Genomic DNA, 22,178 nt, shown 5'->3' with positions numbered 1-22,178 from the left:
ATAACTATTAATCTTATAAAGCCTGATTAGGAATATAGAATTGAAGTGAAAAACCACCATAGTAGTACATTAAAGGTGCAATTAGTAAGGTACAACAAATGGGGCAATGTAAATTCTTGGACTGTGAAATCAGGTAATACATTAGTTGCTTTTTTATACCCTGCAGTAGCAAACGATAAATACTTTTTAGAATTTGACGCACCAAGTAGCTTTAGTGGATTTGTACAATAGCATTATAAAAGGATGTTTACGGATGTCTACGACTATATTGAAAATCATAGCCTTAATAGCTATGATAATAGATCATTATGGAGAATTTTTTCCGAACACTCCTGAATACTTAAGGTGGATAGGGAGAATATCTATACCAATATTTATTGTGTCTTTATAGGAATCCAGCACACCTCGAATATAAAGTTGTATTTCTTCCGTCTATATATGGCAGGAGTAATAATGGCTTGTATAAATTTAATGATAATTTTGAAATAGAATCGAAATGTTCTCTAGAGCATCTTTCATTTCTTATATTAATGAGGTGATTACGTGGACCATGTTGAGTACAAAGCATATTTGAAGCAGCAATATTCCCATGAGATTCGACCGTTACAATCAGTTAATGACGTTATCTCCGCATTTCAAAAAAAATTAGATATTGTCGAAACAGAATTATCAGAATCCGAAGCTATTTTCTTAAAAATGACAATGCTTAACTATATTAATGTACACAAAAACGACCCTATAAAATCTAACTTGGATAACTTAAATTTCATTTCGTATGAAGTAGTAAGAAATGAAAAAAGTGATCATTACTACAATCATATGGGGATTACATCTGATAATGAAAGAATACTTGTCATTATTGAATCCCAGTTAAATGCAATAACCTCCAATTGCGAAGAACTAAAAGTTGATATGATTATTGAACGTGGAATCGACACACCTCATGTTAATCAAGAAACATCTGAGTTTTTTGCATATCTAATGCTTTTTGATTCTCATAATGAGAATCATTGACTCCGACAGGAGACAAAAAGATAAGATTTTACAGAAAAGTGAAAGAGTTACAGGAAAATTAATTCTCGATTTTAAGAGTCTATTCTATGGACTCTTTTTTTGGGGGATCTCCAAGAGCAAAATTAAAAATGAAGAATTTTAGGTTATATAATTGTTCTAGAAAAGGGCGTGATTGTGGAGAAATACATAGAAAATGATCAAACTTTTTTATAAAACCGAAACTTAAATCTGTTGGATAAGAATCAATTTTGATCAATCTTTTTTCAAAATTGATTCTTTTATTTATCGTAAAACGCTGGCTTGGGAGGTATTTTTGATTAAACTTTATTTTAAAGCAACAACAAGGAGTTAAAGTACTCAACTAATTATAAATAAAGACTCTTCTCAAGCAGTCAAAGTAGCAAATGAATGAAAGAGCAAACTCGCTGCAAAGCAAATAGAGCATAACTTCTCGAAAGTTGGTCCATACCTTACTGCAAGTATTGGAATTGCAACAATCATTCCCAAAGAAGAACTTTCTCCTTCCTTATTAGTTTTAAAAGCGGATGAAGGACTATATGAATCAAAAGAAAAAGGAAGAAACACCTTTACAGCCATTGAGGTAGATATGGTTATATAGAAAAGACCAATTTCCCTCCTATTAACATAATGGAAGGGAAATTGGTCCTTTTTCATTAATCGTTTTTCGCAAGCTTTGCTAAACCTGTAATGTATTCGAAAAACGCATCCCGATTTGCATCATATACAACAGAAACAGGACGACCTTCTTCACTTAGTAAGGTTCTACCTTGGGAAGGAGCTTCTGTTAAAGCAATGGATTTCACTTCTTTCATTTTAACCAATTCTTTTTTTCCAATCGTTGCAGTGGTTAAAACATCCCATAAATAATAGGTAGAGTTTGTCTCCACATGCACAAGAGGGGGACAAGCAGCATAACATTGCCCAATGAAATCGACGCCTGAAAATCTTCTTAATGATGCCCAATTATTTCGTACGGAAAGAGTTAGTGGCACTTGATTTGTACTTTCTAATGCCACCATTTCAATCGTTAAATCGCTAGCCCATACTGTTGATACTGCCCACGGATCCCAGAAAGCATTCCATTCCGCAGTTCCATCATGCTCCGGCTCTTGCACATTGCCGACCTCTAAGAATGTTCCCCCCATCCAAACTAATTTTTCAATTTTTTCTTGAATATCTGGGGCAATTTCTAATGCTCTTGCCAAATCTGTTAACGGGCCAGTAAATAAAAGCGTCGTTTTATCCGGATTTTCTCTGACAGCTTTAATTAAATGTTCATGTGCAGGAAGAGCGCTTTCAGGTGCAGTTACTACGCCACTTTCATTTAAAATCGGCAGTGCATCTACATAAAAAGTATGCATTCTCCATTCTTTTGGAAAAGGATTCACTCCACGAGAATTGGATCTAGCAACTTCAATTGCTCCATTACCAAATCGATCAATAATCTTTCTACTTGCACTAATACCAGGCTCTAAATAGCCATCTGCCGGAATGACGGAGACACCAATTAATTCCACTTCATCCATTTGTAGTAGAAGGAAAAGGGAAACTAAATCATCAATTCCTGCATCATGGTTAAAATAAACTTTCTTTGACAAAGACATTCACTCCTATGTATTACAATCATTTATAAAGCTTATTCTATTATACTATCAGATTCATGCGAATAATTAGTAAAAAAATACTAAATATTTGTTTCTAGTCTCTTCTAAATTAACTTAGCTTAACTTATTTATATAGACAATTAAATTAATTGGAAAAATTTTACCCACAAAAAGAAAAAGAGCTTAGCATAATCTCCAAGTTCTTTTTCTTTATATACCTAGATGCGTATAGTTTCTATTATCGATTAATAGATTTGTTATTTACATAATCGTGAAGTTATTTTCGTCCAAAATCAGCCTTAATCTCTCCATATTTATTCGTATCCCATTTTAAAATCTTATTGGAATAGTTGTTTTCCTTCAACCACTTTTCTGCACGTTCGATTAATTGCCATAATTCTTCTGTTCGCTTGTCTCGCACTAAGGTAGTGTTTGCTTTTTTATTTCGAACCCAAGAAAGAGCGGTCATACTGTCGCTGTAGATGGTCGTATTTTTTTCTTGTTTTTGCAAAAGACTTAGCGCATGTACGATTCCTAAAAACTCACCAATATTATTTGTTCCAAATACTGGCCCATAGTGGAAGAGAACTTCTCCCGTTTTCGTATGGACTCCACGATATTCCATCAACCCAGGATTACCGCTACAAGCTGCATCTACAGATATGCTATTTTCATCAATTGCTTCTAAGGAAGTGTTAGCCTGTTTTTTAGAGGAAGAGCCTTTCGCCGCTTTTTGACCAAAACTCCCTCCTTGATTAAAGGCTTTTTCTGCTTCCTCAAGTGATTGGTAAGATTTAAAAGCTGCTCCTTTAAATCCTTTTGTCTGTTTTTCGCATTCAGCCCACGTACGATAAATCCCAGGTTTTCTTCCATTCCATACAACATAATATTTTTTCCCTGCCATTCATTATAACCAACCTTTCACGTCCTATTAAGTAATCATATCATATAATGAAATCGAAGCACAAAATAGGCATTTAGCCACAAACTTTTGAAAAGGCTTTCTATAATTCTTGTAATTTACTATAATGATGGGGAGTAAAATAGGAGGGTGGGGCATTCATTGTTACAGTTACTTCCACTAATGATTGAAAGAGTCGGTATTTTAGTTATCTTTGCCTTCTTATTATCAAGAATCAAGATTTTCCGTTCGATTATCCATAAGGAATCACAATGGCAGGATAAGCTCTATTTAATTCTTTTCTTTGGCTTGTTCGGGATTATTAGCAACTATACCGGGGTAGAAATTTTAAAAGGAAGCATAAGTACACATACATGGCAGCATGAACTAGATGTATCAAGCGCGATTGCAAATACGCGCATTATGGGTGTTGCGATTGGTGGCATGATTGGAGGTCCTTTAGTAGGTCTTGGAGTGGGATTAATAGCCGGTCTTCACCGCTTAACACTAGGCGGATTTACCGCGCTAGCCTGTGGATTATCAACGATCATGGCAGGGATAGTTACCGGTTTCCTCGGCAGGAAGTATTCTATCCAGCAAGACTCAGCCAGCAAGGCTGTTATTATCGGCATAGCGATGGAAATAATTCAAATGGCATTCATCCTTTTATTCGCATCACCATTAGCTCTTGCACTCGAACTAGTCAAAATCATTGCTTTTCCGATGATTGTCATCAATGGATTTGGGATGTTAATTTTCATTTATATCATACAAAATATTCTTTTAGAAGAGGAAAAAACGAAAGCAGCCCAAACCAATATCGCTTTAAATATTGCACAATCTACACTAGCGTACTTTAGGCAAGGCCTAAATCCTGAATCAAGTAAACAGGTTGCTAAAATTATGCTTAAAGCAACAAACGCAGATGCAGTATCCATTACAAATAGATCGATTGTATTAGCACATGAGGGTCTAGGAAGGGATCATCACATTCCCCTTGATAAAACCTCTACAAAACTTACAGAAAAAGTGTTAAGAGAAGGTAATATATTAGTAGCCAAAAATAAAGACGAAATTCAATGCAACAATCAAGATTGCCCTCTCTATGCTGCTATTTTATTACCCTTAAAAGCGAATAATAAAATAGTTGGTTCATTGAAGCTTTATTTTGCTAATCCCAAAAACATTCAATTAGTAGAATACACAATGGCGGAAGGCTTAAGTAAATTATTTTCTTTACAGCTGGAATTAGCAGAGGCAGAGCTTCAGCAAAGGCTACTAAAAGATGCGGAGATTAAAGCATTGCAATCACAGGTTCATCCCCATTTTCTTTTTAACAGCATGAATACTATATCAGCACTAATTCGCACAGATGGAGAGAAAGCTCGGGAAATGATTCGAAAATTGAGTATTTATTTTCGCAGTAATATACAAGGTTCCAAAAATATGTTAATTCCCTTAACACAGGAATTAGAACATGTGCATGCTTTTTTAGCATTAGAAGAAGCACGGTTTCCAGATAAGTTCATCTTGAAAGAGTCAGTTGATCCTGAATTAAAGAAGGTACTAATTCCCCCTTTTACCCTTCAGCCTTTAGTTGAAAATTCGATACGCCACGCTTTTTCAAAAGGAAATGTTGGAAATATTACGATATCTGCTCATAAAGAAAAGGATAGAATGGTGCTGATTGCAGAAGATGATGGTAAAGGGATGTGTGAGGATACGCTTTATATGATTGGGCAAAAAACAATAACATCTAGCACTGGCACAGGAACCGCGCTTTGGAATATACAAGAGAGAATGAAAAAAATTTATGGAGAAAAAGGGATGTTCAACATTGAAAGTGAGTGGAATAGAGGAACAAAGGTAATGATCAAAATACCATTTAACGAGCCAGCAATCTGGAGGGGAGCAGATGATTAAAGCATTAATTATAGAAGATGAACCATTGGCTAGAGATGAACTAAGCTATCTGTTAAAAAGAAGTAATAAGATGGAGATAGTAGGGGAATGCGATTGCCTTGAAACTGCCTTAGAGTATATTGACAATCTTGAAATCGATGTAATATTTTTAGATATTGAGCTTGGGGAAGAGAACGGGATGAACTTAGCCGAACGTTTAAACCTTAAGGAAAATGGAAATGCCCCTGAAATTGTTTTTGCTACCGCTTATGACGAATATGCTTTGCAGGCGTTTAATGTCAATGCACTTGATTATCTTCTAAAACCATTTGAAGAAGAGCGAATTAATCAAACGATTATAAAACTAGTAAATAAAAGAGAAAGAAAGAGGAATGAAGGGCAAGGAAATAAACTTACTAACTCTCCGATACATAAAAATAAGCTCGCGATTTCAACAAACGAAAAAATTAAAATCATCGATGTAGATTGTATTGTTTATATTAGTGCACAAAATGGAAAAACATTACTTGTTACCGATGAAGAGGAAATGATCGTTACATTTACCTTAAGTCAATTAGAACAAAAGCTAATAAACAGTCCAATTATGAGAGTCCATCGGTCTTATTTAATAAATAAAGAACGAATTTGTGAAATAGAACCATGGTTTAACTCTACTTATTTATTATGTATGAATAATGGGGAAAAGGTGCCATTGAGTAGAAATTATACGAAAGAGATTAAGCAGTTATTCGGTTTTTAACAAAGATGATTTTTTAGTCGAACCTAACAGATAAAATCATTGTATTTTATCTGTTATTTTTTGCATCTCATATATAAATCCCCGCATTCTGTCATGAAAATGACTTATCTTCCTTTTTCATTTTTTATAATAATAGCATTAAAGGAGGTAGATAAATATGAATGCGGTTACAATTGTAATAGCATCTGCGTGTATCTTGATGATTGCTTATCGTTTATATGGTACCTTTATGACTGTAAAGGTATTAAAGCTAAACGATAAAGAAAAAACTCCCGCTCATGAATTAAATGATGGAAAAGACTACGTACCTACAAATAAGTGGGTCACATTTGGTCATCATTTCGCAGCTATTGCTGCAGCAGGACCGCTCGTAGGACCTATTCTTGCTGCACAATTCGGCTATTTACCTGGGCTAATATGGTTATTGATAGGCGCTGTAATCGGTGGTGCTGTCCATGATGCAGTTGTGCTATTTGCTAGTATGAGAAAAAAAGGAAAATCTTTATCCGAGGTAGCAAAGGAAGAACTCGGACCTGTTGCTGGTTTTTGCACAGGGCTTGCTATGCTGTTTATTATTACCATCACTATGGCTGGTCTATCCATGGTAGTATTACACGCTCTGGAAAGAAATCCATGGGGCACATTCTCTGTGGGGATTACTATTCCTATTGCAATGGGCGTAGGAATATTTTATAAAAAGACAGGAAATCTGAAATTATGTACAACAATTGGATTTATTCTATTAATGATTGGTGTGTTTGTTGGCCCAATGATTCAAGAAACAGTAGTTGGAGATTGGCTAACCCTTGATACAAAAACACTTGCGATCATTCTTCCAATCTATGCATTTTTTGCAGCGGCACTTCCTGTGTGGCTACTCTTGGCACCTAGAGACTATTTAAGTAGCTTTATGAAAATAGGTGTGTTTATTGCCCTTATCATTGGTGTTTTTATTATTAATCCCGCCATTGAATTTCCAGCGTTTACGGAATTCGTACACGGAGGGGGACCAGTAATTGCAGGACCAGTATGGCCGTTTATTTCGATTACCATTGCCTGTGGCGCTATTTCTGGCTTCCATGCATTTGTCGGATCTGGAACTACCCCAAAAATGCTCGATAAATGGAGCGATATTAAAGTCGTAGGTTTTGGAGCCATGCTTGTTGAGTGTTTAGTTGGAATTATGGCACTGATTGCTGCAACCGCTTTACATCCTGGAGATTACTTCGCGATAAATTCAACTCCAGAGGTATTTCAGACACTAGGAATGAGTGTATCAAATTTACCAGAGTTAAGTCGTGAAATCGGGATTGATTTAGAAGGCCGAACTGGTGGAGCTGTTACATTGGCTGTTGGAATGTCCTATATATTCACGGAAATCTCTTGGTTTTCTCATCTTGCTTCTTATTTCTTTCAGTTTGTAATCATGTTTGAAGCAGTATTTATTTTGACTGCAATCGACGCTGGTACAAGAACGGCACGTTATTTGATTCAAGACTTTTTAGGCGAGTTTTACAAACCACTAAAGAGGGTCGATTGGTTGCCTGGCTCCATTTTTGCCAGTGCGCTAGCATGTGTGATGTGGGGATATCTATTATTCTCAGGTGATATCAGCTCTGTCTGGGCACTATTTGGGGTATCCAATCAGCTAATGGCAACAATCGGACTTATTATTGGCGCAACCGTGATTTTAAAAATGGCTGATAAAAGAAGATATATGCTCACTTGCCTTATCCCGATGGCTTATTTATTTGTAACAGTAAATTACGCAGGATATTGGATGGTGAAAAATGTTTATTTAAACCCAGAGGCAGTTGGCTATAATGTGTTAAATGCAGTGCTTTCCATTATTATGCTAATCTTAGGCATTATTATCATTATAACAGCAACAAAGAAATGGTTTGACACTTGGAATACTCCGCGTGTACAAGTAGAAACTCCGAACCTTCATTAAATTTCATTATGCAATGGGTTATAAAGTAGGATGTATGTATATGTTCTTACTTTATAACCTTTCTTCGTTATTATTACAATTAAATTCCACATTCACTACCATCAAAAAAAAATCCTTCGGAAAAGAATTTTTCAACTTATAAACAAATTATAATAAGTGTATTCTAATTGTACATGCAAGGACAAAGGTATTAATGAGGTTTTAATCACTGAATATCGGGTATCAATATAATGTTTTGCCAAAATACTTATTTCGGTACATATCACATGATTAGCATCTATGACAAGAGTAAGGAGTTCTTATATGGATTATAAACACAGTGAATTAAAATGGATTATCGCAATTGGCGTTTTTGTTTTATTCTCTGTGATACTTAATGTCTTTGTTACAAGTATCAATAGAGTCATTTTTATTCTGTTACAACTTATCATTACTGCTGGGTTACTTTATGTTTTTTATCAATTAATAAAAAAAATCACCTATGTTCTAGGAGAATATGCACAAACCAATAAAAAATTGCAATCGATTTTCGAAACATTAGATATTGCCATTTGGTTTCATGATTTAAAAACCAATACATTAATGATTACTGCTGGAATTGAAACCATTTACGGATATTCCGTTGAGGATTTTTACAAAAACCATAATCTATGGAAAGAAGTCATTCATCCCGATGATAAAAAAGTTTTAGAGGAGCGAGCAGAGCTTCTTACGAAACAGGATGTCGTTGTTAGCAATTACCGGATCATTAAACCAAATGGAAAAATTCGTTGGATTAAAGATAGAGGGATTGCCGTTTTTGAAAAAGCTACTGGAGAAATGAAGGAATTTACTAGTGTATTGATAGATATAACCGATAATAAAGAAAATGAAGATAAATTTACGAAGCTAGTCGATATGTCTCCAGATATCATCGCGGTAGTTATGGACTATAAATTACATTATATAAATAAAGCCGGTATAAAAATATTTGAAAGTGACCACAGCCCATTAGTCGGTCTTTCTGTTAATGATCTTTTTCCAGAAGAGACTTTTCACTATATCGTTCAAGAATTTAATAAAGGAATAGAACAAAAGAGACAAGTGATCGAAATGGAAATTGATTTCATGAAAGGAAATGGGGAAAAGCTATTACTAGAAATCCATTGTATGCGCATCCTGTTCGGAGGACAGGATGCTGTATTAATACTAGGAAGAGATATTACGTCACGAAAGCAAACAGAATTAAAAATAAAACAATTGGCATTCACCGATGTATTAACAGAATTACCAAATCGAAATAGTTGTATAAGCTTTTTAAACGACCGCTTATTAAACTGTGATGAAGTTCAAACAATGTCTGTATTATTTCTAGATTTGGATCAATTTAAACGGATTAATGACACAAAAGGGCATGGTACTGGTGATATTATATTAAAAAAAGTAGCCCATAGGTTAAAATCTGCTATAAAAGAGAATGATTTTGTAGCACGTTTAGGTGGAGATGAATTTTTAATCTTATTAGAGAATAAAACAAAATGGGAGACATCGGAAGTAGCAAAAAAAATCATTAGTCAATTTTCTGTTCCATTTATTGTGAAGCAAGATGAATTCTTCGTAACACCTAGCATTGGCATCAGCATGTTTCCTGAGGATGGCAAAGAACAAGAATCATTAATAAAAAATGCGGATGCAGCTATGTATGTTGCCAAAGATTATGGAAAAAACAATTATCAATTTTACTCTTCCTCTAATGCAGAAAAAGGGGCAAGAAAAATGGAATTGGAGATGGCTCTTCAAAAGGCAATTGCTAATAATGAATTAGAACTATATTATCAGCCACAAATAAATAATACTACAGGAAACATATATGGAGTGGAAGCACTTTTACGCTGGAAACACCCTGCATATGGCTATTTATCTCCCGATGAATTTATTCCCATTGCAGAAGAAACGAATTTAATGCTATCTATAGGGGAATGGGTATTGACACATGCATTTATGCAAAAGAAAAAATGGGATCTAGCGGGCAAAAAAGATATAAAGCTCGCAATCAATATTTCTGCACGCCAATTTCAATACAGCGACTTCTTTCCTTTTCTTCAAAAAGAGGTGAAAAGACTTCAAATAAACACAGCGAAAATAGAGTTAGAAATAACAGAAAGTATCATGCAGAATATAGAAAAAGCAACAATTGAACTAAATAGTATAAAACGACTTGGCTTTCAAATATCCATTGATGATTTTGGAAAAGGCTATTCGTCATTAAGTTATTTGAGATCACTACCGATTGATACAATTAAAATCGATAAAAGCTTTATCGATGATATCAGTCATCCAAAGCATAAGGGATCGTTAGCAAAAGTAATTATTGATATGGGGCATAATATGAATTTTATCGTCATCGCAGAGGGTGTTGAAACAAAAGAACAAGTGGACTTTCTTCAGAAGCATGAATGCGAAATTGTCCAAGGTTATTACTATAGTAAACCATTGACTTCAGATGAACTGGAGAAATTATATCTTTAGTAGTTATGAAATAAGCACTATTTTTCTTCTTGCGCTTCTAACGTTATACTTAAATTAAGATAAACTTATTTAAGTTGATCAAAGAAGCTTAAAAAATCTTTTGCAAAGTTGGTGATCAAATTGCCTTGTCAATCAAATGAAGAATTAGAAAGCATTCTTTTGGAAGCAAAGCAGTATACAAGAGAAGGGAAAGTAGCCGATTATATCCCCGCTCTAAGTAAAGCAAATCCAGATGATTTATCTGTGGCAATCTATCATCCTGATGGTACTTGTTATTCTGCTGGATGTATTCAAGAAAAAATCACGTTACAAAGTATCTCTAAAGTAATTACATTAGCTCTAGCTTTAATGGAATCAGGGGAAGAATACGTTTTTAGCAAAGTAGGATATGAGCCTACGGGTGATCCGTTTAATTCCATCGTTAAACTAGAAATGAGCAATCCATCTAAACCATTAAACCCAATGATAAATGCTGGTGCACTGGCAGTTACTCATATGATTAAGGGGAATTCGGTTGAAGAGCGGTTTCGAAAAATAATTGATTTTGTAAAAAGGCTATCTGGAAATGAGGAAATTAGCTATTCAGCTGAGGTTGCAAAATCAGAATTTGAAACATCTCATTTAAATAGAGCACTATGTTTTTTTATGAAACAACATGGCATTATTAATGAAGATGTAGAAGAATTATTGGACTTATATACAAAACAATGCTCTATAGAAGTGAATTGCTTAGATTTAGCAAGAATTGGGATTGTCTTTGCTTTAAATGGCAAGGAACCAATTACAAATAAGCAATTAATGCCTGCACATGTTGCACGCATTTGCAAAACTTTCATGGTAACATGCGGAATGTATAATGCTTCTGGAGAATTTGCCGTACGGGTTGGAATTCCTGCAAAAAGTGGGGTAGCCGGCGGGATATTAGGTGCGGTACCAAATCGCTTTGGAATTGGCATTTCCGGACCTGCCCTCGATGACAAAGGAAATAGTGTTGCCGGATTAAAACTATTAGAAATACTTGCAAGCAAATATGAATTAAGTATGTTTTAAAGGAAAATTAAATCGCTAATCTTTTGTTATTTCCGATAGAAAGGAATACAAGAGATTAGCGATTTTTTGGTTAATCTACCATCTGTTCGGGTAACATAACTATTACTTACATGTTAGAAAAAGGGGGATAAACATGAGTTTAACACCTCAGCAGCGCATAGAGCTACATGGATTTAATAATTTAACAAAGTCTTTAAGCTTTAATATGTATGATATATGCTATACACGGACTAGGAGTGAACGTGAAGCCTATTTACAATATATTGACGAACAATATAATGCAGATCGTTTAACGAAGATATTAAAAAATGTTTCAGATATCATTGGAGCCCATGTGTTGAATGTAGCCAAGCAAGATTATGAACCACAAGGGGCAAGCGTTACATTACTCGTCTCAGAAGGACCAGTATCTGAAGCACCAAAGGAAGTATTTGAAGAATCGCCAGGACCACTACCAGGAGGATTTCCAGGCTCTGTTGTGATGCATCTCGACAAAAGTCATATTACGGTTCATACATATCCTGAATATCATCCAGATGAAGGAATCAGTACCTTTCGCGCCGATATCGATGTCTCTACTTGTGGAGAAATCTCTCCCTTAAAGGCATTAAATTATTTAATCTACTCTTTCGATACAGATATTATGATTATGGATTACCGTGTTAGAGGGTTTACCCGCGATATTCATGGCCATAAATTATTTATCGACCATGACATAAATTCCATCCAAAACTATATACCTGATGATGTTAAAGCACAATTTGATATGATTGATGTCAATATATATCAAGAGAATATCTTTCATACAAAATGTAAGCTAAAACAATTTGATTTAAATAATTATTTATTTGGCTATAAAGAAGAGGAACTTAAACTAGAAGATCGCATTTTTATTACAGAAAAGCTAACGCAAGAAATGAATGAAATATTTTATGGGAAAAATATTAAGTGAATGTAGACTGGCTAAAACTCTTTAATCAAGAGATTAGCCAGTTTTTTTATCGTCATTAGCGGCGAAAAAAAAACTCTATTTTTATGCATAAATATACTCTGATTATTATTTTTACGCATTTTTTACTAGCTTTTTTATAGAAAATTGGTAAACTAGTAATGTATAAAAGAGAGAAAGGTGCGAAAATAATGAAACAAATCATCATAGATGCAATGAACGAAAATGAAGCTAAATTTAAAGATATAAGTATATATATCGGCGACAATCCTGAACTAGGACATGAAGAATTTAAAGCTTGCAAAATATTGACAGATACATTAAAAGAGCATGACTTCCATGTCGAAATTGGGATATGCGATTTACCTACTGCATTTAAAGCCACATACGATAGCGGAAAAGAAGGACCCACTATCGGTTATATGGCAGAATACGACGCATTGCCAGAATTAGGTCACGCTTGTGGACATAATTTAATAGCTGTAATGGGGATTGCAGCAGGAATTGGTCTTAGTAAGGTTTTAGAAGAAACAGGGGGAAAGGTTATTGTTTATGGTACACCTGCTGAAGAAACAAAAGGCGGAAAAGTGACTATGGCTGAAGCCGGTATTTTTGAAGAATTGGATGTAGCTATGATGGTTCATCCTTTAGATAACTATATGAAGAGTGGCGACTCGCTTGCAATGGATGCCATTCAATTTGAGTTCTTTGGAAAATCTGCCCACGCTGCTGCAAGTCCGCATCTAGGAATTAATGCACTAGATGCAGTATTACATACTTTTAATAGTATTAATGCATTAAGACAGCACATAAAACCAGATGCACGAATTCACGGTGTAATCACAGAGGGTGGAAAAGCTGCAAATATCGTCCCTGATTATGCAGTGGCTCAATTCTATGTAAGAGCAGGAAAAAGAGAAGATGTAAATATATTAGTTGAAAAAGTGAAAAAATGCGCTGAAGGAGCAGCACTCCAAACAGGTGCTACCGTGAAATCTAGCTTTTATGAATTTTCCTATGATGACATGATTACAAATAAAACGTTATCTGATGTCTTTACTAAGCAACTAGTTTCTTTAGGAGTAGAAGAAATTGAAATTCACGAACAAAGAGATGGTTCTGGATCGCTAGATATGGGAAATGTAAGCCAAGTAGTACCAGCCATTCACCCGTATGTGAAAATTTGTAACGAATCCTATGCATGTCATACACATGAGTTTAGAGAAGCAGCTATGTCGGAGCAAGGAAGAGATGCAATGTTATTAGGTGCAAAATCGATGGCACTAACTGGTTTAGAAATCTTAACGAATAAAGAGTTATTAGCAGCAATCAAAAAAGAGTTTGCTAAAAATAAACAATAAGGAAGAAGAAACTCCCCTTATCTTTTTACATCACTATCTGTAGAAAATAAGGGTTTTTTTTTGTTCAATTAAGGCGTAATTATGACAATTTTACCTCTTTTGCAATAGACTGAAGTGTTTCATTTATAATGAATAAGTCCTATATTTATTCATAAAGGGGTTATAAAAAGAATATGAAAAAAATATTACAGAACAGCATGACAGTTAAAAAGAGATTATACGCAAGCTTTTTCATTTTATTAATTATTCCTACCATTTTTATTGGTGTATTCTCTTATGTCAATTCTAAGAAACAATTAGAACAAGAAATGATGGCCAATGCGTACCAACAGATTCAGCAGCTAAACGGAAATATTACAACCGAATTATCAACTAAAATTGAGCAAGTAAACAAGCTTCGAAAGGAATGGGGGGAACCAAATAAGTCTGTATCAGATGATGTTGTTATCAATATGCTAGAAAAATACTACTATTTCTATGATGATATTGACAGTATATTTTTTGCTACGAAACAAGGACAATATATACAGCAGCCAGCAGACAAGGTAACAGAAAATTATGATCCAACTGCAAGTGAATGGTTTATTGCAGCAGAGGAGAATCCAGATGATATATATATATCAGATCCCTATATATCTGCTAGTACCAACGAAATGGTCGTTACGATTGCTGGCATAACCGAAGATCGAAAGAAGGTTATCGGTTTGAAGATTAAGCTGAGTGCCATACAAATTTTTGTGAATAATATCACAATAGGAAAGGAAGGTTATGCTTTTCTATTGGATGATAAATTTGCTTACATGGCTCATCCAACAGAAAAAATTGGCGAAGTTGGGACAGAAAACTATATTGAAAGGATGAAATTAGAAAAAACAGGTGCTTTTTCCTACAGCCTTGATAATAAAGAGAAAAAGCTAACCTATCTCACCAATAATCTAACTGGTTGGAAGATTGCTGGATCTATGTATGTAGAAGAAGTTTCGGATGCTTCCTTTCCAATACTAAGAGCATCATTCTTTGCAATTATTGGTTTTATTATTATAGGTTCTATTCTTATTTATAGAAATATACAGTCCATTATTAAGCCTTTAAATCAAATAAAAGAAAAAGCAGCTCTTGTTGGAAAAGGAGATTTAACACAGGAATTAGTAGTGAAAAGGAGAGATGAAATTGGGCATTTGACAATATCCTTCCAGAAAATGCAAGAAAACTTAAAACGATTAATCAAACATTTAGAAAAAAGCATTACACAGGTTGCTGCATCTAGTGATAACCTTACCGCGAGCTCCTCTTCTTCGACAAAGATAGTAGAAGATTTAGTATCTGTCATACAAGAAATAGCTTCAGGTGCCGAGCATCAAAAGCAAGAAGTCGAAACAAGCACTAAAAAAATAAAAAATATTACAGAGAAAACAGGATTAATACGCGAGAATTCTCTCTATATGTCCAAATTGGGCAATAGCACTTTAGAGAAAGCAAAAGAAGGGGAAGTTGCTATTAATCAGGCAGAATCTCAAATGCAATTAATTGTTGATTCTGTAATAAAATCAGATAAACAAATAGAAACATTACATAAACGTTCCAAGGAAGTCGAATCTATTATTCAATTAATAAGTACTATTGCCAACCAAACGAATCTTTTAGCATTAAATGCCGCGATTGAAGCAGCTAGAGCAGGAGAAAATGGCAAAGGTTTTTCTGTAGTGGCAGAAGAAATTAGAAAATTGGCAGAGACAACCCAAAAATCAGCGGGGGAAATCGAATATTTAGTGAAAGAAATACAGACAGATACCCATTCAACCGTAGATATGATGACACTTGTCCACAAGCAAGTTGATGGTGGTCTTTCTGTCATCTCTTCAGTTAAAAAGAAATTTCATGCTATCTCTTCTAGTATGAATGAAACTGCACCGATTATTGATGAAGTAACACTTTCTTCTGAAGAAGTATATAAGCATATTAAAACGCTTGTCGAAACATTTGAATCCTTATATGAATTTAGTAAACAAAACGCAGCATTATCCGAAGAACTATCTGCATCCACAGAAGAGCAACTAGCATCATTTGAAGAAGTCCATGCTACTGCTAAGACTCTCGCAAAGACTGCTGATCATTTAAAATCGTTCATTGGTCAATTCCATTATTAATACTCTTTTGGTTTATAGGTTTTTACTAAAAATGATGAAAATGAATACGGAAAGCCATCATACAATAAGTAACAGTGTTGTTTAGATATCCCCCAATAACCTACTTATTTATAAATAGGCTTGAAAATCCATCATTCTGGGTAGAATTACTTCATAAGAAAGCTTAACTAATTATTCTAAAAAAGATAAGCTATATTTTATGGAGTAGGAGAATAGATAAATGGAAAATAAAACAATGATGCAGTTTTTTGAATGGCATTTAGTTGCTGATGGACAACATTGGAATCGTTTGAAAGAGCAAGCAGGAAAATTAAAAGAAGTAGGTATTGACTCTATCTGGATTCCCCCAGTTACAAAAGCGGCTTCCAAAGATGACAATGGATATGGCGTTTATGATGTCTATGATTTAGGAGAATTTGATCAAAAGGGTACCATCCGGACCAAATATGGCACAAAACAGGAATTACATGATGCAATAGAAGCGTGTCATAATGTTGGCATACAAGTTTATGTCGATGTTGTCATGAATCATAAGGCAGCAGCAGATGAAAAAGAAACGATTAAGGCTATTGAAGTGAATCCTGAAAATAGAGAAGAAGAAATATCTGAACCACATGAAATAGAAGCATGGACGAAATTTACCTTTCCAGGAAGAGGGGATACTTACTCCCCTTTCAAGTGGAACTTTCAGCATTTTAATGGAACAGATTATGATAACAAAGCTAAAAAAGCTGGAGTCTTTAGGATTATCGGCGAAAATAAAATGTGGAATACAAATGTTGATGATGAATTCGGGAATTATGACTATCTAATGTTCGCCAATATCGATTATAATAATGAACTCGTCCAAAATGAAATGATTTCATGGGGAAAATGGCTTTACAAGACACTTAATTGTGATGGCTACCGATTAGATGCAATCAAACATATTAATCATTCCTTTATTAAAAAATTTGCCCATTCCATATTAGAAGAAAAAGAAGATTTCTATTTCGTAGGAGAATTTTGGAAAGCAGATATTAACGAATGTCAGGAATTTTTGCAGCAAACAGACTATACAATCGATTTATTTGATGTTCCTCTTCACTATAAATTGCATACTGCTTCTATGGAGGGCAGTAATTTTGATCTTTCTACAATCTTTGAAGGAACGTTAGTGGAAGATAATCCGCTTAATTGCGTTACCTTTGTCGATAACCATGATACCCAACCAGGTGAATCGCTTGAATCTTGGGTAGAGGATTGGTTTAAGCAGATAGCATATAGCCTAATATTGCTTCGAAAAGATGGCTATCCAACGATTTTCTATGGCGATTACTTTGGAATTGGCGGAGAACTTCCAATGGAAGGAAAAAAGGCTGCAATTGATCCATTACTGTATGTACGAAAGAAAAAAGCATATGGTAATCAAGATGATTATTTTGATGATCCCAATGTAATTGGCTGGGTACGCCATGGTGAGACGGAAATAGAAAGATCCGGATGTGCTGTCGTCATTTCTAATAAAGAAGAAGGCAGCAAAAAAATGTTTGTTAGCGAAACACGAAGTGGGGAAGAGTGGATAGATTTTACGAATACAAGAAAAGATCGAGTGAAAATAGGGAAAGATGGTTTTGGTAATTTCCCTGTAAATGCCCAAAGTGTTTCTGTTTGGGGATTAGCTGATTAAACAAAATCAAACAAATGTCAAAAAAGACGCTGTAACACAAAGCGTCTTTTTTGCATAAAATTAATCAATAAAAAATCGCTCTAAATAAAATGGTTACTAGATTGTTTCTAGGAAGAAAAGAATAATTTTACAATCCCTTGATAACCAAAATATGCGCCAAATAAAACTAAAGATAGTCCAGAAATAACGGAAATTCCTCTTAATGTTCCAAGTGTAAGAAACCGCCTAAAGCCATTTGTTAAGGCTGCAACAATTATATCCCATATTGTAAGACCTAGAAAAATCATACTACTATAAACCAACAAGGAACTAGTCCCATTTTCTTGGGCGGTTTTAGCTAAAACAGATCCATATATTCCTAACCAAAAGAGAATAGATAAAGGACTAGTAATAGACATAATAAATCCTGTTAGAAAACATTTAAACAGGGAATCTTTGCCCCTAAGGGAATCAAGCTTGAGATTCTGAGCTCCAATAATGCTTTCAAACCCTGTATAAATTAATACAAATCCGCCAAAAAGCCAAAGGAATATTTGCACGATGGCTATCTCAAGAAAATGAACCATTCCGATATATACCATTATCATAAAAATACCATCGGCAAGCATGGAACCAAACCCTACAATCCAGGCATGCCAAAAACCATTTTTTATTCCTTTATCAATTCTCGCAGAATTTACTGGTCCAATTGGTGCAGCTAATGTAAAGCCTAACAAGATATAGCTTAGTAAAATGGTTACACTGAACATCCGAGTCTCTACACATCCTTTCTTGTACATGCTATGAAGACTAGTAAGAGGATATGTGAATTTATTTAAAAAGATAAAAAACTAATCATTCAAATTTTGAAACTAGCTTTATAATAGAAAGAATAGGAGACTTTTCATGTATAAATTAAAAACAAAGGAAACAGATCAAGATGTTGTTGAATATATAGAATCATCCTTAACAAGTAATACAAAAAAAGAGGATGCCTATAAACTAATCGACATTTTTTCTGATATTACTGGATTACCACCGAAAATGTGGGGGACGAGTATTATTGGTTTTGGTACGTATCACTACAAGTATGCAACAGGTCATGAGGGAGATGCACCTATCGTTGGCTTCGCTCCTAAAAAAGCAAGAATCAGCCTCTATTTAACGACAGAGGAAGAAACAAGAGCCTTTTATTTAGAGCGAATCGGCAAACACAAGGCTGGAGTTGGCTGTGTATATATTAATAAGCTTGCTGATATTAACGAGGAGACCCTAAAGGAATTTATCGAAAAATCGGTCGAAATAATTCGTGAAAAACATTCTATACTCAAGGAGAAATAAACAAAGAATGAGAGCAGAAATTTAGGAATTTAAGAATGGGATTTCAAATAATTAGTAACTTCTAATAGGTAAATTCCTTTTACTTACTGCCAATATTAGCATATAATAATAGACGCGAAAAGGATTCGAGAACTGATATAGATGAACAAGGAGAATTAAAATGATTGTAAAGAATGAACAAGACATTAATGGTCTGAAAGAAATTGGTAAAATTGTAAGTATCATCAGAGAGGAATTAATAAAAATAACAGTGCCAGGAGTGACAACAAAAGAACTAGATGATTTAGCAGGTAAGCTGTTTGCTGAACATGGTGCAGTTTCAGCCCCTCAAGATATGTACGATTTTCCAGGATATACTTGTATTTCTGTGAATGATGAAGTGGCACATGGCATTCCCGGAGATCGAGTAATTCAAGAAGGAGATTTAGTTAATATCGATGTATCTGCAAGTAAAAATGGTTACTTTGCTGATACAGGTAAATCATTCGTTGTCGGGAATGGCGATCCTAAACTAATCAAACTTTGTGAAGTGGCACAAGAAGCATTTGAAGAAGGACTTAAATGCTTTAAGCCTGGAGCAAAGAAGAATCGTATCGGAAAATTTGTTTACAACACAGCAAAAAAGCACGGATTTACGGTAATTAAAAATTTAACAGGTCATGGGATAGGAACTTCCCTGCACGAAAAACCAGATCATATCCTTAATTATTTCGACTCATGGGATACGGACCTGCTTCGAGATGGAATGGTTATCGCATTTGAACCATTTATATCTACTGGTTCAGAAGAAGTTTATGAAAAAAATGATGGCTGGACATTCTCTACTAAAGAAAAAAGCTTTGTTGCACAATACGAGCATACAGTTATTATAACAAAAGAGAAACCGATTATTACAACCTTATAAGCTTTTACAACCAAGCTCTGTTCATTCAACAGAGCTTGGTTTCTATTTCATCTCATTATTTTCATGCAATCCTTAACTCCTTCTTTACATATCCTCTCCTGTGTTAAACGTAATTTTTGGTAATATACCTTCAAAGAATTACAACCTAATAAGCATTTACGATAATTGCGAATTTACCGATAGTTCCCTCTATTTGTTTTTCCATTGACATCAATAAATATATCGAATAACCTAGTACATATCTTTTTTATATTTAAAAATCCTTATCAGCTCAAGATGAGGTAGAGGTTGCGATTTTTATTAGTAAAAAGAGGAAGAGCAAAGAGAGCTCATTGATTGCTTTTGAAAGGAAAAGTCGCCGAAGCACTATTATTCTCTAATAATAGTAGCTGGGACTGCATACGAATAGGTGCAGGACTGTCATAGGATCTTACTATGGTGAACTATCTTTATATCTGAAGGTTTTTCTACCTTCACACCATTTAGAGGTGTGTTTTTTTATGCCTTGGAAATAATAAAAATACATTTTGTTGTATAAGAATTTAAGGTGTTAAAGTAAATCTCCTATGTCATACGTTTAGCAAATACTTCTTAAAGGAGAAAAACATGAATTCAAAAGGAACATTAGGATTAGGGATATTAATATCCTTAGTTGTAGGTAATATGGTAGGATCAGGAATTTTTATGCTTCCTCGATCATTATCGGAAGTAGCAAGCCCTGCTGGGGTTATCTTAGCTTGGCTATTAACAGGATTCGGAGTGCTGGTAACTGCCTTAGTGTTTGGGAATTTAGCCATTCGTAAGCCTAATTTAACGGGCGGTCCACAAATTTATGCGAAAGAATTATTTAAACCAGATTCAAAAAAATCTACTCTTTCTGGCTTTATGTCTACATGGGGGTATTGGATAGGTAATCTAACTGGAAATGTTGCCATTATCACTACTTTTGCTGGTTATTTATCAACGTTTTTCCCGATTTTAACAAGTCAAGCCGTTTTATTGAATATAGGTTCTTTTACTCTTTATGTAGGAAATACGTTTACATTCGTTGTCTGTACAATTTTATTATGGGGAACACATTACATTATTTTAAACGGATTGGAAAACGCAGGTAAATTAAATGTTATTGCAACAGCTTCAAAGGTTATTGGTTTTATGCTATTTATCATCATCGCGTTATTTGCATTTGAATCAAGCAATATCCTACCCTTTGCAGAACCAAAAATAAATGAAGTAGGTAAGTCAGTTGGATTGTTTGGACAAATCAATAGTGCTGCAATGACAACATTATGGGCATTTATCGGTGTAGAATCAGCAGTTGTTTTTGCTTCTAGAGCAAAGAGGCAATCCGATGTAAAAAAAGCAACCATCTTTGGTCTATTAATTGCTTTAGCTATCTATATTGGAATCAGCACCCTTGTAATGGGCATTCTTACACAGGATCAATTGGTCGCTTCACAAAAGCCTTTAATTGATGCAATAGAAGCTGTTCTTGGTCCCATCGCAGGAAAAGTGCTCGCAGGTATAGGGTTAATTAGTTTGTTCGGATCAACAATTGGTTGGATTATGTTAAGTGCAGAAGTGCCTTATGCAGCTGCTAAACAAGGAATTTTCATTCCAGCTTTCTTAAAAGAAAATAATAAGAGTATTCCAACATTTTCCTTAATCGTAACAAATATCTTAGGGCAATTATTCATTTTCTCGACTGTGTCAAAAAGCATATCACAAGCATTTGATTTTATTATTTATATTGCAACACTAAGCTATCTGGTTCCTTATTTAATTTCAACCATCTTCCAATTGAAATTAGTTATAACTGGTGAAACATATAATTCACTGAAGGAAAGAAGATGGGATTTTGTTATTGGATTCCTTGCGACAATCTACTCCGTTTGGGTAATTATCGCAGGAACTGCAGATATTAAAACATTTAGTTTCGGTGTTTTATTACTATTAAGCGGAATTCTTTTCTATAATCAACTAAATAAAAAAGAAACAAAGAAGAAATCTGTCTAATATTTCAATAAGTTCTATTTAAGAATGGGATATAAGTATTCCACCTAGTAATAAAAACGAACAGTTATACAAATTTCGTATAATTGTTCGTTTTTTGT

At 34.5% G+C, this 22,178-nt stretch carries 19 protein-coding genes and 1 riboswitch; of the genes, 16 read left to right on the top strand and 3 right to left on the bottom strand.

Annotated features, from left to right (window positions below; all coding sequences use genetic code 11):
• Nucleotides 1-45: 45 nt before the first annotated feature.
• From ACWNMZ_RS17600 to ACWNMZ_RS17585, 4 genes are all read left to right on the top strand, one after another.
• Complete coding sequence (locus tag ACWNMZ_RS17600; RefSeq protein WP_031539376.1) at nt 46-231, top strand: hypothetical protein; 186 nt, start codon at nt 46-48, stop codon at nt 229-231.
• 22 nt (nt 232-253) lie between these two features.
• On the top strand, nt 254-391 hold the full coding sequence (locus tag ACWNMZ_RS17595) for a TraX family protein (RefSeq protein WP_311297637.1): 138 nt from the start codon (nt 254-256) through the stop codon (nt 389-391).
• A gap of 152 nt (nt 392-543) precedes the next feature.
• A complete protein-coding gene (locus tag ACWNMZ_RS17590) occupies nt 544-1,014 on the top strand; it encodes a hypothetical protein (protein WP_109767230.1) in 471 nt (156 codons plus the stop codon).
• Between the two features lie 436 nt (nt 1,015-1,450).
• Complete coding sequence (locus tag ACWNMZ_RS17585) at nt 1,451-1,633, top strand: diguanylate cyclase domain-containing protein (protein ID WP_396953879.1); 183 nt, start codon at nt 1,451-1,453, stop codon at nt 1,631-1,633.
• A 55-nt stretch (nt 1,634-1,688) separates the two neighbouring features.
• On the opposite strand, the gene ACWNMZ_RS17580 is transcribed toward ACWNMZ_RS17585, so the two are convergent.
• Together ACWNMZ_RS17580 and ACWNMZ_RS17575 are read right to left on the bottom strand one after the other, a co-directional pair.
• A complete protein-coding gene (locus ACWNMZ_RS17580) occupies nt 1,689-2,633 on the bottom strand; it encodes a nucleoside hydrolase (RefSeq protein WP_031539934.1) in 945 nt (314 codons plus the stop codon).
• Between the two features lie 283 nt (nt 2,634-2,916).
• Nucleotides 2,917-3,543 (bottom strand): ribonuclease H1 domain-containing protein, encoded by a 627-nt coding sequence (locus tag ACWNMZ_RS17575; RefSeq protein WP_031539932.1) that lies wholly within the window; start codon nt 3,541-3,543, stop codon nt 2,917-2,919.
• Nucleotides 3,544-3,702: 159 nt separating this feature from the next.
• Between ACWNMZ_RS17575 and ACWNMZ_RS17570 the strand changes: the two genes are divergently transcribed.
• From ACWNMZ_RS17570 to ACWNMZ_RS17530, 9 genes are all read left to right on the top strand, one after another.
• Nucleotides 3,703-5,463 carry a sensor histidine kinase gene (locus tag ACWNMZ_RS17570; protein ID WP_031539931.1) on the top strand — a complete coding sequence of 587 codons (1,761 nt, stop codon included), beginning with the start codon at nt 3,703-3,705 and terminating at the stop codon, nt 5,461-5,463.
• Nucleotides 5,456-6,202 carry a LytR/AlgR family response regulator transcription factor gene (locus ACWNMZ_RS17565; RefSeq protein ID WP_031539929.1) on the top strand — a complete coding sequence of 249 codons (747 nt, stop codon included), beginning with the start codon at nt 5,456-5,458 and terminating at the stop codon, nt 6,200-6,202. The genes ACWNMZ_RS17570 and ACWNMZ_RS17565 overlap by 8 nt, the downstream gene beginning before the upstream one ends.
• A gap of 157 nt (nt 6,203-6,359) precedes the next feature.
• Complete coding sequence (cstA, locus tag ACWNMZ_RS17560; RefSeq protein ID WP_031539928.1) at nt 6,360-8,156, top strand: carbon starvation protein CstA; 1,797 nt, start codon at nt 6,360-6,362, stop codon at nt 8,154-8,156.
• A 303-nt stretch (nt 8,157-8,459) separates the two neighbouring features.
• On the top strand, nt 8,460-10,664 hold the full coding sequence (locus tag ACWNMZ_RS17555; RefSeq protein WP_251628271.1) for a sensor domain-containing protein: 2,205 nt from the start codon (nt 8,460-8,462) through the stop codon (nt 10,662-10,664).
• Nucleotides 10,665-10,784: 120 nt separating this feature from the next.
• Entirely contained in the window at nt 10,785-11,714 is a 930-nt protein-coding gene (gene glsA, locus ACWNMZ_RS17550) for a glutaminase A (RefSeq protein ID WP_031539925.1), read from the top strand.
• A gap of 133 nt (nt 11,715-11,847) precedes the next feature.
• Nucleotides 11,848-12,666, top strand: coding sequence for an adenosylmethionine decarboxylase (gene speD, locus ACWNMZ_RS17545; RefSeq protein WP_031539923.1), 819 nt, complete (start codon nt 11,848-11,850; stop codon nt 12,664-12,666).
• A gap of 188 nt (nt 12,667-12,854) precedes the next feature.
• Nucleotides 12,855-14,024 carry a M20 family metallopeptidase gene (locus tag ACWNMZ_RS17540; protein WP_251628269.1) on the top strand — a complete coding sequence of 390 codons (1,170 nt, stop codon included), beginning with the start codon at nt 12,855-12,857 and terminating at the stop codon, nt 14,022-14,024.
• A gap of 173 nt (nt 14,025-14,197) precedes the next feature.
• A complete protein-coding gene (locus tag ACWNMZ_RS17535; protein WP_031537716.1) occupies nt 14,198-16,171 on the top strand; it encodes a methyl-accepting chemotaxis protein in 1,974 nt (657 codons plus the stop codon).
• A 220-nt stretch (nt 16,172-16,391) separates the two neighbouring features.
• The gene (locus ACWNMZ_RS17530; RefSeq protein ID WP_251628265.1) at nt 16,392-17,840 is read left to right on the top strand and encodes an alpha-amylase; all 1,449 of its coding nucleotides are present in this window, start codon (nt 16,392-16,394) and stop codon (nt 17,838-17,840) included.
• Between the two features lie 107 nt (nt 17,841-17,947).
• On the opposite strand, the gene ACWNMZ_RS17525 is transcribed toward ACWNMZ_RS17530, so the two are convergent.
• On the bottom strand, nt 17,948-18,619 hold the full coding sequence (locus tag ACWNMZ_RS17525) for a LysE family transporter (RefSeq protein WP_449598708.1): 672 nt from the start codon (nt 18,617-18,619) through the stop codon (nt 17,948-17,950).
• A gap of 106 nt (nt 18,620-18,725) precedes the next feature.
• On the opposite strand from ACWNMZ_RS17525, the gene ACWNMZ_RS17520 reads away from it, so the two are divergent.
• The 3 genes from ACWNMZ_RS17520 (at nt 18,726) to ACWNMZ_RS17510 (ending at nt 22,080) form a co-directional block, all read left to right on the top strand.
• Nucleotides 18,726-19,160, top strand: coding sequence for a DUF1801 domain-containing protein (locus tag ACWNMZ_RS17520; protein ID WP_251628263.1), 435 nt, complete (start codon nt 18,726-18,728; stop codon nt 19,158-19,160).
• A 160-nt stretch (nt 19,161-19,320) separates the two neighbouring features.
• The gene (gene map / locus ACWNMZ_RS17515) at nt 19,321-20,064 is read left to right on the top strand and encodes a type I methionyl aminopeptidase (RefSeq protein WP_031537723.1); all 744 of its coding nucleotides are present in this window, start codon (nt 19,321-19,323) and stop codon (nt 20,062-20,064) included.
• A 274-nt stretch (nt 20,065-20,338) separates the two neighbouring features.
• Nucleotides 20,339-20,518: riboswitch (Lysine riboswitch) on the top strand.
• Between the two features lie 152 nt (nt 20,519-20,670).
• On the top strand, nt 20,671-22,080 hold the full coding sequence (locus ACWNMZ_RS17510; RefSeq protein ID WP_031537724.1) for an amino acid permease: 1,410 nt from the start codon (nt 20,671-20,673) through the stop codon (nt 22,078-22,080).
• Nucleotides 22,081-22,178 lie beyond the last annotated feature (98 nt).

The sequence above is a fragment of the Niallia sp. Marseille-Q9988 genome, assembly GCF_976954375.1.
The sequence above is the reverse complement of the archived record's forward strand: the minus strand, read 5'-3'. Positions and strand labels throughout refer to the sequence as shown.

Bases quoted from the DNA above. Each gene is read 5' to 3' on its own strand.
- ACWNMZ_RS17595 (WP_311297637.1), top strand. From the start codon at position 254: ATGTCTACGACTATATTGAAAATCATAGCCTTAATAGCTATGATAATA.
- ACWNMZ_RS17575 (WP_031539932.1), bottom strand. From the start codon at position 3,543: ATGGCAGGGAAAAAATATTATGTTGTATGGAATGGAAGAAAACCTGGG.
- ACWNMZ_RS17565 (WP_031539929.1), top strand. From the start codon at position 5,456: ATGATTAAAGCATTAATTATAGAAGATGAACCATTGGCTAGAGATGAA.
- cstA (WP_031539928.1), top strand. From the start codon at position 6,360: ATGAATGCGGTTACAATTGTAATAGCATCTGCGTGTATCTTGATGATT.
- ACWNMZ_RS17555 (WP_251628271.1), top strand. From the start codon at position 8,460: ATGGATTATAAACACAGTGAATTAAAATGGATTATCGCAATTGGCGTT.
- speD (WP_031539923.1), top strand. From the start codon at position 11,848: ATGAGTTTAACACCTCAGCAGCGCATAGAGCTACATGGATTTAATAAT.
- ACWNMZ_RS17540 (WP_251628269.1), top strand. From the start codon at position 12,855: ATGAAACAAATCATCATAGATGCAATGAACGAAAATGAAGCTAAATTT.
- ACWNMZ_RS17535 (WP_031537716.1), top strand. From the start codon at position 14,198: ATGAAAAAAATATTACAGAACAGCATGACAGTTAAAAAGAGATTATAC.
- ACWNMZ_RS17530 (WP_251628265.1), top strand. From the start codon at position 16,392: ATGGAAAATAAAACAATGATGCAGTTTTTTGAATGGCATTTAGTTGCT.
- ACWNMZ_RS17525 (WP_449598708.1), bottom strand. From the start codon at position 18,619: ATGTACAAGAAAGGATGTGTAGAGACTCGGATGTTCAGTGTAACCATT.
- ACWNMZ_RS17520 (WP_251628263.1), top strand. From the start codon at position 18,726: ATGTATAAATTAAAAACAAAGGAAACAGATCAAGATGTTGTTGAATAT.
- map (WP_031537723.1), top strand. From the start codon at position 19,321: ATGATTGTAAAGAATGAACAAGACATTAATGGTCTGAAAGAAATTGGT.
- ACWNMZ_RS17510 (WP_031537724.1), top strand. From the start codon at position 20,671: ATGAATTCAAAAGGAACATTAGGATTAGGGATATTAATATCCTTAGTT.